Origin of the sequence: Dolichospermum heterosporum TAC447 (assembly GCF_024584745.1) — a bacterium.
Classification (GTDB): domain Bacteria; phylum Cyanobacteriota; class Cyanobacteriia; order Cyanobacteriales; family Nostocaceae; genus Dolichospermum; species Dolichospermum heterosporum.
This window is the reverse complement of sequence record NZ_CP099464.1, coordinates 4955007-4968828: the sequence shown is the minus strand read 5'-3', so window position 1 is coordinate 4968828 and position 13822 is coordinate 4955007. Positions and strand designations below refer to the sequence as shown.

Sequence of the window (13822 nt, the reverse complement as noted above, 5' to 3'; positions counted from 1 at the left end):
ACACAGACAAAACCCACGGAGGTGGGTTTGAAACCCTCGATTTTTCATTAGTCCACGCAGGTGGACTTTGCTTGTGTAGTAGTGAATTATATTCGCCCAAAACTTTTCAAACATCCTCTTACATTCCTCGTGTTTTACCAATGAAGAATGAGAATTTAATTATGGAGAAGAATATCGGTTAATCATTTCTCCTTTATTTTGTAACAATTTATCAATCAATTGTTCAAATAGTTTATCTGTCACCATGATGCCTTTATGAGATTGATTTCTAAAAGATAAACACAAGTTAGCCGCATAAATAGGAGATTTCAAGGCTTTTGTATATAACTCGATAATCTCAGTTTTATCTTCTACAATTGCGTGCATTAGAATAGGACTAAAAAGCCCCATATTTGGAAAAAGAGGTAATTCCATAATCTCATAAAGTCTGCTTAAAAATTTCGTACTAACTGCTAATCTGGATAACCTTCCGGTCTGATTTTTCAAGATTGATTTAGTCGCATATATATAAAAGTCCAAAAAACTATTTTTTTGAGTAAAATAAACTAAGGAATTAGTGACTTTTTCAGTACAAAATAAAGTTCCCTCACCCAAATTTTGATCATCTTCTGTATCCAACCAAACTTCACGACAAACTAAATATTCTTCTGTCGTTTCAATGTTTAAATTATCGGGATCAAAAACTACTACATCAGCATCCATCCAAATAGTTTGGTCATATCCTTGATTAAGAAACTTTTTAGCTATTTCTAGCCTAGCTAAATCAGCAATGATGTTAATTTTGCCTTGGGATTTATCTATATACCAATCGGGAACATAGTCAAAAAAGTTGTCTACTCTTTGGTAATCAAAGTCTTTTAATTCTGCCCAATTTTTGACTGTTTGCATACAAGTTTCCAGCCAATTTGGTGTTTCATTTCCCCGATAGGATTGATAAACAATGGTTTTCATATCAGTTATTCTCTGTAAAATCCAAAATATTTTAATCCTTCTAAAATGCCATTTGCAAAGTGACTTTTTGCCAGATAGCGATTCCCTGGTGGGGAATTTTCATGCCAATCTAATATTTTTGGTTCGGCATTACCAACGATAATAGCGGGACAAAGCATATTTTCAAACATAGATAGATCATTACCTGAATCTCCGCAAATAAGAGTTTGTTCATTAGTAAAACCTAACCGTTGTTGCAGAAAAAGAGCAGATGCAGCTTTATTTGCTAATGCTGGTAAGATATCTAAAAATGCACCCCCAAAGTTATCTATCATTTGTACTGCTAAACCATGATTTTGCCAAATAGCTTTTAATCGCGGAAGTGTTACTGATAATCCTTTAGTATTAGTATAATAACTTACCTTAAAGTCCGTTTGTTCTAAGGGAGGTTGGGGGACTAGGCAAGGAAATCGGCTGGTTATTTCTATTACTTGTTCTCTATCCCAACCCAGGGAGATTTTGTTTTTCCACTCAGAATCGGGGGTTTCACTGCCTGGGTAGTAAATTTCTGTACCCGTTGCCAGGACGAGTATATCAGGTTCTAAGAGTTCTTTTTGAGCGATCAGTTGTTGATAGAGCGGGAGAGATCGCCCTGTGGTGTAACAGATAACTGTACCGTCAATGCGGCGCTGTTTACTTAACCACTGATTTAATTTCTCTAAAGCTAGATCATCACCAACTAAAGTCTGATCTAAATCAGTCACAAATAAAAATTTTGCCACCTTTATTATTGTTAAGCTGTTGTGCATTTAGTTTGTATAATTCTAGCGGGCAAGATGCCCGCACTACAAAGTTCAAGTAAATTATGGTTATCAAATTTAGCTGCGTAACAGCTTATTAATATTTTAAACTGTACATTTAAGTAGGTGAACACAATAAAACCAAACTGTGTAAAGAGACGTAAAATCGCCCAAAACCTCTTTACTCTTGCGTTTTGCCTTGCTATAACGACAATTTTCAACGCCAACCTACTTATTTAAAATTTACTCGTTGATCATACAAAAATATTACTACTTTATTGCTTTCTTAATATTCTTTAAAGATTTTCTGAAAATAATGTTAATTGGCATTAATTGAGTAAGTCATAAAAATTTATTCTTTAGATATTCTTTATATTTTCTTTAGATTTCAAAAATAGAAAAAATAGTATACATGAACAATACCTTTTCCAAATTAGAAAAAGTCTTGATTCGTAGGTTGGGTTGTGGAGCGTTAGCATTGCGAAGCAATAGAATGAAACCCAACAAATCCGTTGAGTTGCGCTGTCGCTTAACCCAACCTTGTATCTTAGAGGTATGTTAGAAGAAGTGGTACACCGTCCCAACCTGGGTCAGAAAAGACCGCTTTGTAGCAAGGCTCAGGTATACATAAAACAATGACATTAATTACTTGATAGTGTTTATGAATAAAGTACAGCAGCGACTTCATCCATTTTCTAATGATTACTTCCAGCAACTATCTACCCTGGGTGAGAAATTTCAAGTCACAGATCATCAAGGTAAATCTTTTGCTAATTCAGAAGGAATTGATATGGCTGCGGCTTTAGTAGAAAAGCAAAATCAGCAGTGTCGAAAAGTGATATTTATCGGTAATGGAGGAAGTGCAGCCGTAGCTAGTCATCAGGCTATTGACTACTGGCGTAATGGTAATATTCCCGCGATTTGCTTTAACGATGGTGCTTTGGTGACCTGTATTAGTAATGACTTTGGCTACGAACAAGTTTTTAGCAAACCCATTTCTACATTTGCTCAGTCTGGAGATGTTTTGTTTGCAATTAGTAGTTCTGGACAATCACAAAATATTCTTGCTGGTGTTTACCAAGCACTAAAAATGAATTGTCATGTGATTACACTTTCAGCCTTTCAACCTAACAATCCCTTACGTCAACTTGGACATCTAAATTTTTATGTTCCCACGATGTCCTATGGTTTTGCAGAAATCATGCACTTATGTATTTGTCACTGCATTATTGATGGCTTGGTAGAAGGTGCTTTACCTAGTGCAAATGTGGATAACTATCTCAGTTTAAATGAACTAAAAGCATCCTAAAATATTCATCCCATTTATATATAGAAGAAATTCTATCTGTGGTAAACAACAAGATTTAATGATTGCATATTAAATATATGTGACAAGAACTAGAATTGTAGACCTCTTTCTTCAAAAATTGTCAGATATCTAAACCTAGAATCATCAAGTAAATAATGATGTTCTAGTTCTGAATTGTTCGATTTTTCTGTGAACTTTTGTACCAAGATTAGCAATGAAATAAAGATGCAATTAGAAATATATAGAGAAAAAATTATTGACTTTGAAACTTGTGCAGAAGTATTCACTGTCTACCATCAAAAAGGACGGAAAATCGTTCTCTGTAATGGGGTATTTGACTTACTACATCCCGGACACATTGCTCATTTACAAGCGGCTAAAGCAATGGGAGACTTATTAGTAATCTCCCTAACTGCTACTCCTTATATTAACCGAGGACCAGGAAGACCAATATTTTCTGATGAGTTGCGTGTTAATTCTATAGCTGCTTTAGCTTGTGTTGATTATGTAATTTTAACTCCCGCCGTCACAGCTTTGGAAGTAATTGAGAAAGTGCGTCCTCATATTTACTGCAAGGGAGATGAATATGCGGAAACAGAGAAAGATGTAACCCACAATATTGATAAAGAAATCGCTCAAGTAAGAGCTTACGGAGGTGACATTCGCTATACTCAAGAAATTACTTTTAGCTCTACACGACTGATTAATAATTATCTTGATGTTATCCCTCCAGAATTAAAACGTTATGCCAATGATTTTAGTCAACAATATGCTTTTGAGGATATTAGAAATGCGATAGAAGCAATGCAGGATCTCAATGTTTTGGTGTTGGGGGATATTATTATTGATGAGTTTGTTCACTGTACAGTTCAGGGATTAACCTCAAAAGGAAGAGCGCCATCAACCCGCTTTGTGAAAAAAGAACAACATTTGGGGGGAGTTTTTGCGATCGCTAACCATCTCAGTAGTTTTGCCAAATCTGTCACCCTAGCTAGTACCATTGGTGATGAACCAGATGTACATCATTTGATTGCTAATCATATTGATGGTACGCTGCATCTTAATTTACATTGTGTAGAAAACTATTCTACAGTAACAAAGTGTCGTTATATTGAACAACAAGGGAAAACCAAGGGTTATACCCAATTATTTGCGATTAATTCCATAGACGAAGAAGGACTAGGACCCCAAGAACGAGAAAAACTTTTAGATGCTTGGGAAAAACTGTTAAAAAACTGCGATTTAGTGGTTTTGGCGGATTATGGTCATGGATTAATTGATGCTGAGGCAATTGAATTAATTCAATCACAAGCACCATTTTTAGCCTTAAACTGTCAAACTAATAGTGCTAATTACGGTTATAACCTAATTAGTAAATATAAGCGAGCCGATACATTTTGTGTAGATGAACAGGAAATTCGTCTGGCATTTTCTAATCGTTATGTTAATCGAGAAGAGTTACTAAAACGGTTGCAATATCATTTAGGGGCGCAACAAGGTTGGTTAACTTTAGGATCTGCTGGTTCTTTGGGAATTAATACTCATGGAGAGATGGAAATTACTCCGGCTATGACACAACAAGTCAAAGATACCACCGGGGCTGGAGATGCCTTTTTTGCCCTAGCCAGTTTGAGTGCTAAGTTAGATTTGCCTGTGCAGTTAGGATCATTTTTAGGAAATTTGGCCGGAGCGATCGCTGCCAATGTTTTAGGAAATGAAAAGCCTGTAGACAAGGGACGCTTATTAAAGTTTGCTAAAACAATTTCCACATTTTAAAAGATAATTAAGGAGTAAATCAATGAATCCAATTCAACAAGTTTTAGTGACCGGCGGTGCTGGTTATGTAGGAGCTATTTTAGTTCCTAAACTTCTGCAAGCTGGATATGGAGTTAAGGTAATAGACTTGTATCTTTATGGCAAAGATGTATTAAATGCCGTTAAAGATCATCCTCATTTAGAAGAGATTGAAGGCGATATCCGCGATCGCCAACTTCTAGAAAAAATCATGCCAGGATGTGATGCTGTCATTCATTTAGCTTGTATTTCCAACGATCCCAGCTTTGAATTAGATCCAGACTTAGGCCGTTCGATTAATTACGATGCCTTTTTTGACTTAGTAGACGTTGCCAAAGATGCCGGAGTGAAGCGGTTTATTTATGCTTCTTCCTCCAGTGTTTACGGCATCAAAGAAATAGAAAATGTCACAGAAGACTTACCCTTAATGCCTTTAACAGACTATTCTCGTTATAAGGCTTTATGCGAAGAAGTCTTATTGAGTAAACGAGAACCAGGTTTTGTTACCTTAGTTTTGCGTCCTGCTACAGTCTGCGGTTATTCCCCCCGTCAGCGACTAGATTTAGTGGTGAATATTCTCACTAACCACGCAATTAATAATGGTAAAATTACAGTTTTTGGTGGTCAGCAAAAACGTCCCAATATCCATATTGAAGATATGACCGATCTGTATCTAAAATCTCTACAATGGTCAGATGAAGCGATTGACGGTAAAATATTTAACGCTGGCTATGAAAATCATACCTTGATGGAAATTGCCGAGATGACCCGTCAAGTAGTGGGAGAATCTGTAGAAATTATGACTACACCCACCGACGATCTGCGTTCATACCATATTTCTTCAGAAAAAATTAAGCAAGAACTGGGATTTGTCCCTGCACATACTATAAAGGAAGCGATCGAAGATTTAGCAGCAGCATTTAAAGCTAATCAAATTCCCGATTCTCTCACAGATACTCGTTACTATAACGTGAAAGTAATGAAAGAAATTAATTTCCGGTAAAACTTACCCCAAACAATCATCTGTAGGGAGGGTTTTAAACGGAACAGGCGAGCCTCATCAACTGCATTCCTAGTCAGAGACTAGGAACTAGATGTGGTAGGGATTTGAGCTTAAGTTGGCACCAATGAGCGCTGCTAAAACCCTACACATCTATATTTTTCGTAATCTTGTAAAAGTCCACCATCTTCTTTAGGGAACACCAAAAAATAAATTACCCAATTTTGTGGGATGGGCATCCTGCCCGTCCTTGATGATTAGCGGGCAATTCGTCCCGCACCACAAGAAATTTTTGGGTATTTTTTTAATTGGAAGTCCCTTAATCAGCTTCAGTAAACATCGCAATCAAGCGATTCGCTGGTTTAGCCATTGCCACATACAAACTTTTTGGTAAAGACCATTGATTACCGGGCTTATTGGGGTCAAGATAAAACTTGCATAAACCTTCAATAAATTGTTTCATTTTGGAGATTTCATAACCCCATGCTTTTAATGATGGTAAAACTTCCGTTTCTACTATTGTTAATAATTCATCTCGTTTGCTAGTTACTCTCATGGCATTAAAAATAGTCCATGCCATTTCTAATGCTTCCAGAGTACCATCATTACCTCCTTGATAAAACCATTCAATATCAAAATCAATCATTCGCACATTTCCCTGGGTATCAATCATTTCATTCCCAGTCCAGCGATCAGCATAAATAATTCCCTGTCTGTGAGCTAAATTCATTTCTTGTAGAACCTTCGGCAAAAACTTGACTTCTCCAGTTTCTAGAAATTCCAACAAAGTTTTCCCTGTTACATATTCAATCAGCATCCAATCTTGATCTGCATGGATTAATTTAGGAACTGGTAAGCCGACAGCTAATGCCCGTTTGATAAAATCAACTTCATCTCCAATATTTCTGAGTTTAAAAGAACCGCCATTTTGGATAAAGCCAGTGGCTTCATACATATACTGCATATAAGCATCACCAGCTTCAGTGGAAATATCCCGTCTGGCACGAAAAACGCAGCGATCTGTGGCTGTTGTAATCAATAAGATATGATTAAATAATCCTTCTGATTGGGGTTTTTCTATTGTTGCTGTTTTACCTCCAGGTAAATAAGCTAAAGCACTTTCCAATCCCTGAGCGATATTTGTTGGTAGTGTATTCTTTAAATTTTCTGCAATTGAATTTTTCATTAGCTTTAACCAATACTTAATTTTAAACTAATTGCTAAGAAATCAAAAAACTCAGCCAGAATTTGATCATAGTGAGAGGCAAATTCAAGCTGATTAATTTCCTCTCGACTAAAATAGGCTAATTTTTGTCCTTCGTGTAGGGTTATTTGAGAAATATCTAAATCCAGCCGAGTCCAAAAAATGTGTTCATCACACTCTTCCCAAAAATAAGACTTGAAAAAATTAACTTCATCGAGTTTTAGTTCCAATTCTTCAACTAATTCTCTACGAATAGCTGCTTCTGGAGATTCATTTTTCTCTATATATCCTCCCAGGAATGCCCAAGTATTAGGAAAAGGAATAGAGCTTTTATTATCTCGAAGTACAAGTAAAACCCACATTCCGCAGATACTAAAGCAAATTTAGGAATTAAAAATTTAGAGAAAGTAAAGCCTGAAAAGATTGCCGAGCAAAGATTTCAGGCTTTTATTTGTTAAAATAGTGTAATCAAATAGAGAGGGGGGAAACCATGAAAGAGTCAAAAAAAGCCATGGAAATCCTAAATATAGACCATTTAGGAATAGTAGCGGGAATAATAGACGAGATGGAATTAGTAGAAGAAGTGAATAAAATAGTTGGAATAAAAACAAAAGAAACCCTCAACCCAGGACAAGTAATAAAAGCAATGATCTTAAATGGATTGGGCTTTTTAAGCGCCCCATTATATCTATTTGAGGAATTTTTTGTAGGAAAACCAACAGAACATTTAATAGGAGAAGGAGTATTACCATCACATTTAAACGATGACAAACTAGGAAGAGAACTAGACAAATATCATCAAATAGGAACAACAAAAATATTTACAGCAGTAGCCATAAAAGCAGCCCATAAATTCAAAGTAGAAATGGATAGTATTCATTTAGATGGGACTTCAATGAGTGTAGAAGGAGAGTACAAAAAAGAAAGCGAAGAAAGAGATGAAACAAAGCAAGAAACAGGAGAGAATAAAATAGAAAGAGAACCAGAGATGAAAGGAATAGAAATAGTTCATGGATACTCAAGAGATAAAAGACCAGACCTCAAACAATTTATCATAGACATGATAGTAACAGGAGATGGAGATATCCCATTATATTTAAAAGTAGACTCAGGAAACGTAGATGATAAAAGTGTATTCGTAGAAAGATTAAAAGAATTTAAAAAACAATGGACATTTGAGGGCATAAGTGTAGCAGATAGTGCCTTATATACAGCAGAAAACTTAGCAGCAATGAGAGAATTGAAATGGATAACAAGAGTACCACTAAGTATCAAGGAAGCAAAAAATAAAATCGTAGATATAAAAGAATCAGAATGGAAAGATAGTCAAATATCAGGCTATAAAATAGCAGCCAAAGAATCAGAATATGCAGACATAAAACAAAGATGGATAATCGTCGAAAGTGAATTAAGAAAAAAATCAAGTATCCAACAGGTAGAAAAACAAGTCAAAAAACAAGAATCAAAAGCAAAAGCCGCACTCAGTCAACTATCCAGGCAAGAATTTGCTTGTCAAGCAGACGCAAAAGTAGCAATAGAAAAGCTATCAAAATCCTGGAAATATCACCAAATAAAAGAAATTGAGTATTTAAAAAAATCTGAATATAAAACAGCAGGTAGACCAAGTAAATTGACCGAACCAAGTCAAATAAAATATCAAGTTAAAAGTCAAATAGAAACGAGAGAAGAAGTAATAGAAACTGAAAAAATTAAAGCAGGGAGATTTATATTAGCAACAAATATCTTAGATAAAAATGAATTGAGTGATGAGCAAGTATTAGAAGAATATAAATCCCAACAATCTAACGAAAGAGGATTTAGATTTTTGAAAGACCCCTTGTTTTTTACATCCAGCGTATTTGTCAAAACTCCTGAAAGAGTAGAAGCAATAGCAATGATTATGGGATTGTGTTTGTTAGTCTATAATCTTGCACAAAGAAAGTTAAGGCAAGAATTAGCTAAATTCGATGACGGGATTAGAAATCAAGTCAATAAAATCACAAATAAACCGACAATGAGGTGGGTATTTCAGATGTTTCAAGCTGTACATTTGGTAGTCATAAATGGACAAAAACAAATGAGCAATTTTACAGAGGAACGTGAAAAGATTGTCAGGTATTTAGGAAAGAGTTGTAGTAAATATTATCTAATTATTTGATGTGGTTTATTTGAACAAAAAGATGTAGATAGTTCAAGGGTAAAATTAGTAAATAGAAATTTTTAGCGAGGATGTAAATATTCTTAGCTGTAATTGTCATGTTTATTTTACCCGAAATTACTAATTCAATATAGAGAGAGAATATATTTTAAAACCTCGTAAAATGAAGTTACTTAATATGTTCTATTTTTTGGCAAATAAAGTTAAACTCAACCAGAAAATTAGGTAGATAAAATTTTCCTGGCTGAAATTTTTCAAAAATCCCAATAATCTAGGTCACATCTGCGGAATGTGGGGTAAAACTTGCTGCTGACTGTTGAGAATAATTATGTCAGCCCCTGGTGCTTCTCTCATTTCAAATTTCATTTTTAATAGTTGTCAAAAAAATTGCATTAACCCCAGTATCACTACTCAAAGATTTTGGTAAATAAACTAACATTGTCACCATTTTGGCAAACATAAATAATATAATGGATAGCCATAAAAGATAGTTGTTGTGAAAATACCAAGCTGCTATAACTGATGGGATAAATCCCAAACTAGCAGAGATCAAACTGACATTACGAACAATTTTCCCTTCGGCTAATCCTAAGAAATATCCTTCCAGCATTGAGGCAACAGAATTGAATATAAGTATGAAGCATAAACACCAAATATAGGTATCAATATGTTCAGTAATTTCCCTATGGTTGGTTAATATGCCAAAGACAGCCTGGGGAAAGAAAACACAAATTGTAGCTACAGTGAGTCCTATCAACAAGCTGCTGGCAACTGAAACTTTCAGCAAGGGTAACAATTTCTCTTTTGAATCTTTACCTTTCAAGTTTCCGCTTAAGGTTTCGGTAGCAAATCCCATTCCGTTAGTTAAGTAAACATTTAGATGTGTTATCTGTCCTAATAAAGAATTTTGGGTAAAGAGTATCGTTCCCATCATGGCACTTAGATTACTAAAAATAGTAAAGACAGACATCTCAGTTATAGTTCTAATCAAGATATCTCTATTGAGAGCCAACATAGTTTTCAACTCTGAAAAATCCATGATTTGTGGGCTAACTGCGCGGATTTCTTGCCACTGAACTTTCCGACTAGCTAAAAGGATGCCGATAAACAACATTAAGTATTGGCTAGATGCTTGAGATACTCCAGCCCCTACACTATTCCAACCCCATTGAATAATAAATAAGTAGTCTAAAATTATCTTGGCTGCATTGCCAATAACTGAAAGTACCACAACCTTACTATTCTCCTCTCGTCCCAGTAACCAACCAATGAGAACGAAGTTCAGTAAAACAGCAGGCGCTCCCCAAATGCGAGCATTGAAATAGTCAATGCCGGCAGCTTTAACATCAATATCAGCACTCAAGAGCGAAAAACCTACCTCTCGCAAAGGATACTGCAAAATTAACAGTACGATACCTAATCCCAAGGCGATTAAGCCATTGCGTAGTCCCACTAGCAGTGCAGCCTCTTGGTCATCTGCCCCCACAGCTTGAGCGGTTAACCCAGTGGTTCCCATACGTAAGAACTCAAGAATCAAATAGACGAGGTTAAACAAGATATTAGCTATGCAAACCCCTGCTAAGGCATCAATTTCTTGCAGATGACCCAAAAAAGCTACACTGATTAAACCCGCTAGAGGAATCATCAGGTTTGAAAGAATATTGGCGATCGCAAGACGGTAGAAACGAGGGAGAAAGTCATACTGTTCTGTTCGTGTTAAGTTCATGAGTTAATTCAGTATTTAGCTTACTGGTTGGATTTTAGACCGAGTTGAGTCGAGATATAGACGAATTTGTTACCCGCTTGAGTTCCTCGATTCTTAAGTCCTCATCAGCAGTAGAATTGTCAACAAAGGTATTTTCTTGCCCATAATTAACACTTCGGAGTGCAGGTTCTGGTATTTCAGTATCCGGTATTAAATTATCAACAAAGCCACTTATCCACCCATTATTACTACCTTGAAGCAGTGGTTTTCCTGAAACTGGATCTATCTGTGTGCCATTCCCAACAAACGCGCTCTGTAACGCGTTGTTAACAACTTCCTCTGCTGGTTCTGGTGTTACCATAGCTGGGGTGCCATCCTCAACAGAATCTATTTGCCCCCCGTTATTGCCATTTGGGGTTGATGTTTTTGGTAAAACAGGGGATTGTTAATCGCCAAAAGCCTGAAACGACGGATTTTCGTTCATGCACATCATGGTTAATTTGTACAGTGCGTAAGTACTAGTAACAATCTTTTTCCGTTCTATAAAACTTACCCAAAATTACCAAAATCTAGACACATCTGGACAGCGATAATTTTGGTGTTTACTTTCTGCTTCATCGTGGTCTTAGAATGACTTCTAAGAGGTTTTTCCACTCGACAGACAATCTCGGTAGAACTTACCGTTTCTGACCGTAGTTCCTAAAAGGAACCGCTACGCTACAGGGATAAAAATATCCGCAAACCATCGGTCAATGTTCCGCGCTGCATTTAAGTCCCTATCGGCTTTATAGCCACAATCAGGACAAACATAAACGCGGTTTTTTAATGGCATTTTATGACGATGATTCCCACAGTTAGAGCATATTTGAGAACTGGGGAAGAACCTATCCACAAGGATTAATTCACTCCCGAACTTCTCGGTTTTATACTCTAACTGTCGTTTGAACTCATACATCCCACAATCGGCGATAGCACCCGCTAATTTGTGGTTCTTCAAAAATGCCTTAACGTGCAAATCCTCTAGGTAGAGTCGAGGAGGGATATTATTCCCTGCCCCTCTCTGTTAAATCTGGGCGTGCAACTTTCACTGCACCCAGCTTCCGATGTTCTTAGCTTTCGCTTTTGCTGATATGAATATAATCGTGGCAGCTTTCATGAATTGCTAGAAGGTTTTTAGGTTTACCATTCTTATGGTTTCCATCTATATGATGTAAATGTACCTTCTCATCACTGAGCATTTTTAAACCACAATGACCACATTTATGGCTTTGCCGTTTGAGGGCTTTAGAGGTATGGTTGTCATAGAGCTTGCTGTTACGCTCGCTCCAATAACTCAAATCTCCGTCATAGGGTGATTTCTCACCTTTAACGTTGATGTATTTGTTTTCGGAGTAAGGAACTGATGGAAACGCTTTATCTAGTAATTCCTTGCTAGTGTAGCGATTCTGTTTGGTTTCCTTGTTGAATACCCTGTAAGCTCTGTGTTGAATGTGGAATAACGAGTTGCGTGACCCTTTCATCTTACAAAAGCGGTGGTAGTTCCTCCAACCTCTAACTACAGGGGCTAATTTCTCAGCCTTAGTGATAGCACCATAATTCGAGTTGTTGACGATGTGTTTTACTTTCTTGCGAAAAGCTTTGAAGTTATCCACTGATGGAACGCATTTAAACTTCCCGTTTTTCTGGACTTTAAAGTGCCAGCCGAGGAAATCAAACCCACCTGTCGCGGCGGTTAGCTTGGTCTTTTTCTCACTGACTTTCATTCCCCGCTCTGCTAAGAACTGACTGATTTTGTCAAGTATAACGGTAGCATCGTCTTGAGGTCTAAGTATTATCACCATGTCATCCGCATATCGGACTGATGGTTCTATTACGTTGTTTCCGGCATCTTTATATCTGTGGATACTTTCGATGCCGTTTAAGGCGATGTTAGCTAATAGTGGACTTACTACCCCGCCTTGAGGTGTTCCCTGTTCTGGGAATTGAGGGTTAACTCCGGCTTTGAGACAGCGGAATATTCCCTGTCTTATGCTATAAGGAGCGATGAGTCTATCCATGATGGCGGTGTGGTTTATCCTGTCGAAGCATTTTTCGATATCGAGTTCTATAACTCGTTTATCTATTCCTTTTCGTGTAGAGCATAGGTTGTTGTACAGGTATTTCTGTGCGTCATGCGCTGAACGACCCGTCCTAAACCCATAGCTCCTGGCGTGGAAAGTTGCAACGCGCAAGCTGGTTCTAATGCGTATTTGACAAGGCATTGGTAAGCTCTGTCTGCAATAGTGGGGATTTTCAGCATCCTCATAGTACCGTCCTTTTTGGGGATTGGTATTTCTCTTAGTTCCTGGTGTTTCCAGTTGCTAACAGATGCTTTTAGCAGTTCATTAAGCTCGAAGCGTTCCTTAAAGGTAAGGGACTTTTTGCCATCAATTCCTGCGGTCTTTTTCCCAGCGTTTAGCTGTGATACTTGACGAATAGCCAGTAATCTTGCTGCGGTTGATTTCAGAATCAGCTTCTGTAGTGACTGCGCTTTCCGCTTATCTCCAACTTGAACCGCTTTATACACGCGTCTTTGTAGGCGGAATAGGTTACGGCGGAATTTCTTCCAGGGCAACGTCTTCCAAGATTCACTAGAGTTTTCTCTGTGTCCAATCATGCTCTGCTCCAATTTGTGTATTCTGAACACCTCAGACCAATTACGGTCTGTCCTACCCGAATTGAAGGGATTCCGCTGCTCGTCCAGCCTACTTATGGGGTTCGACCGCCCCTAGACCTTCAATCCGTTTTTATTCGTTCCCTCGGTTGATTAATAGTTCCGTTAGGTGTAGCCATTTCAACCACTGGATTCCCTGGACTCTGACCGCTATTTAAAAAAGATGCGGCGGGATTTCGCTCCAGTGAAGTCAGGTTTTTGAGTTGTGT

11 protein-coding genes and 1 pseudogene are annotated in these 13822 nt (G+C 37.3%); 4 read left to right on the top strand and 8 right to left on the bottom strand.

The annotated features are described in order from the left end of the window. Positions 1 to 159: 159 nt before the first annotated feature. Complete coding sequence (locus NG743_RS22510; protein ID WP_051424265.1) at positions 160 to 951, bottom strand: hypothetical protein; 792 nt, start codon at positions 949 to 951, stop codon at positions 160 to 162. Positions 952 to 956: 5 nt separating this feature from the next. After that, positions 957 to 1712, bottom strand: coding sequence for a sucrose-phosphate phosphatase (locus tag NG743_RS22505; protein ID WP_257120931.1), 756 nt, complete (start codon positions 1710 to 1712; stop codon positions 957 to 959). A gap of 679 nt (positions 1713 to 2391) precedes the next feature. Here NG743_RS22505 and NG743_RS22500 point away from each other — a divergent pair. The 3 genes from NG743_RS22500 (at position 2392) to NG743_RS22490 (ending at position 5836) form a co-directional block, all read left to right on the top strand. Beyond that, complete coding sequence (locus NG743_RS22500; protein WP_027401734.1) at positions 2392 to 3039, top strand: SIS domain-containing protein; 648 nt, start codon at positions 2392 to 2394, stop codon at positions 3037 to 3039. Between the two features lie 225 nt (positions 3040 to 3264). Further along, positions 3265 to 4815 carry a PfkB family carbohydrate kinase gene (locus NG743_RS22495; RefSeq protein WP_257120930.1) on the top strand — a complete coding sequence of 517 codons (1551 nt, stop codon included), beginning with the start codon at positions 3265 to 3267 and terminating at the stop codon, positions 4813 to 4815. 22 nt (positions 4816 to 4837) lie between these two features. Continuing rightward, a complete protein-coding gene (locus tag NG743_RS22490) occupies positions 4838 to 5836 on the top strand; it encodes an NAD-dependent epimerase/dehydratase family protein (protein ID WP_027401736.1) in 999 nt (332 codons plus the stop codon). A gap of 316 nt (positions 5837 to 6152) precedes the next feature. Here the strand turns inward: NG743_RS22490 and NG743_RS22485 are convergent, their stop codons facing one another. Continuing rightward, positions 6153 to 7019, bottom strand: coding sequence for a BUD32 family EKC/KEOPS complex subunit (locus NG743_RS22485; RefSeq protein ID WP_015078136.1), 867 nt, complete (start codon positions 7017 to 7019; stop codon positions 6153 to 6155). Between the two features lie 5 nt (positions 7020 to 7024). Then, positions 7025 to 7399, bottom strand: a complete 375-nt coding sequence (locus NG743_RS22480) for an NUDIX hydrolase (RefSeq protein WP_257120929.1) — start codon at positions 7397 to 7399, stop codon at positions 7025 to 7027. A gap of 128 nt (positions 7400 to 7527) precedes the next feature. Between NG743_RS22480 and NG743_RS22475 the strand changes: the two genes are divergently transcribed. After that, positions 7528 to 9195, top strand: coding sequence for an IS1634 family transposase (locus tag NG743_RS22475; protein WP_257120501.1), 1668 nt, complete (start codon positions 7528 to 7530; stop codon positions 9193 to 9195). 355 nt (positions 9196 to 9550) lie between these two features. Here NG743_RS22475 and gntT read toward each other — a convergent pair whose 3' ends face one another. The 4 genes and pseudogenes from gntT to NG743_RS22455 all read right to left on the bottom strand — a co-directional run bounded on the left by gntT (position 9551) and on the right by NG743_RS22455 (position 13556). After that, entirely contained in the window at positions 9551 to 10921 is a 1371-nt protein-coding gene (gene gntT, locus NG743_RS22470) for a guanitoxin biosynthesis MATE family efflux transporter GntT (RefSeq protein ID WP_027401738.1), read from the bottom strand. A gap of 34 nt (positions 10922 to 10955) precedes the next feature. Beyond that, entirely contained in the window at positions 10956 to 11261 is a 306-nt protein-coding gene (locus tag NG743_RS22465) for a hypothetical protein (protein ID WP_027401739.1), read from the bottom strand. Positions 11262 to 11612: 351 nt separating this feature from the next. Further along, positions 11613 to 11897 (bottom strand): RNA-guided endonuclease InsQ/TnpB family protein, encoded by a 285-nt coding sequence (locus NG743_RS22460; RefSeq protein ID WP_233455509.1) that lies wholly within the window; start codon positions 11895 to 11897, stop codon positions 11613 to 11615. A 112-nt stretch (positions 11898 to 12009) separates the two neighbouring features. Further along, a pseudogene (locus NG743_RS22455) lies at positions 12010 to 13556 on the bottom strand (group II intron reverse transcriptase/maturase). Positions 13557 to 13822 lie beyond the last annotated feature (266 nt).

What these genes read in the sequence shown, in the direction of transcription:
- NG743_RS22510 (WP_051424265.1), bottom strand. Translation starts at nt 951, where the DNA reads ATGAAAACCATTGTTTATCAATCCTATCGGGGAAATGAAACACCAAAT.
- NG743_RS22500 (WP_027401734.1), top strand. Translation starts at nt 2,392, where the DNA reads ATGAATAAAGTACAGCAGCGACTTCATCCATTTTCTAATGATTACTTC.
- NG743_RS22495 (WP_257120930.1), top strand. Translation starts at nt 3,265, where the DNA reads ATGCAATTAGAAATATATAGAGAAAAAATTATTGACTTTGAAACTTGT.
- NG743_RS22490 (WP_027401736.1), top strand. Translation starts at nt 4,838, where the DNA reads ATGAATCCAATTCAACAAGTTTTAGTGACCGGCGGTGCTGGTTATGTA.
- NG743_RS22485 (WP_015078136.1), bottom strand. Translation starts at nt 7,019, where the DNA reads ATGAAAAATTCAATTGCAGAAAATTTAAAGAATACACTACCAACAAAT.
- NG743_RS22480 (WP_257120929.1), bottom strand. Translation starts at nt 7,399, where the DNA reads ATGTGGGTTTTACTTGTACTTCGAGATAATAAAAGCTCTATTCCTTTT.
- NG743_RS22475 (WP_257120501.1), top strand. Translation starts at nt 7,528, where the DNA reads ATGAAAGAGTCAAAAAAAGCCATGGAAATCCTAAATATAGACCATTTA.
- gntT (WP_027401738.1), bottom strand. Translation starts at nt 10,921, where the DNA reads ATGAACTTAACACGAACAGAACAGTATGACTTTCTCCCTCGTTTCTAC.
- NG743_RS22465 (WP_027401739.1), bottom strand. Translation starts at nt 11,261, where the DNA reads ATGGTAACACCAGAACCAGCAGAGGAAGTTGTTAACAACGCGTTACAG.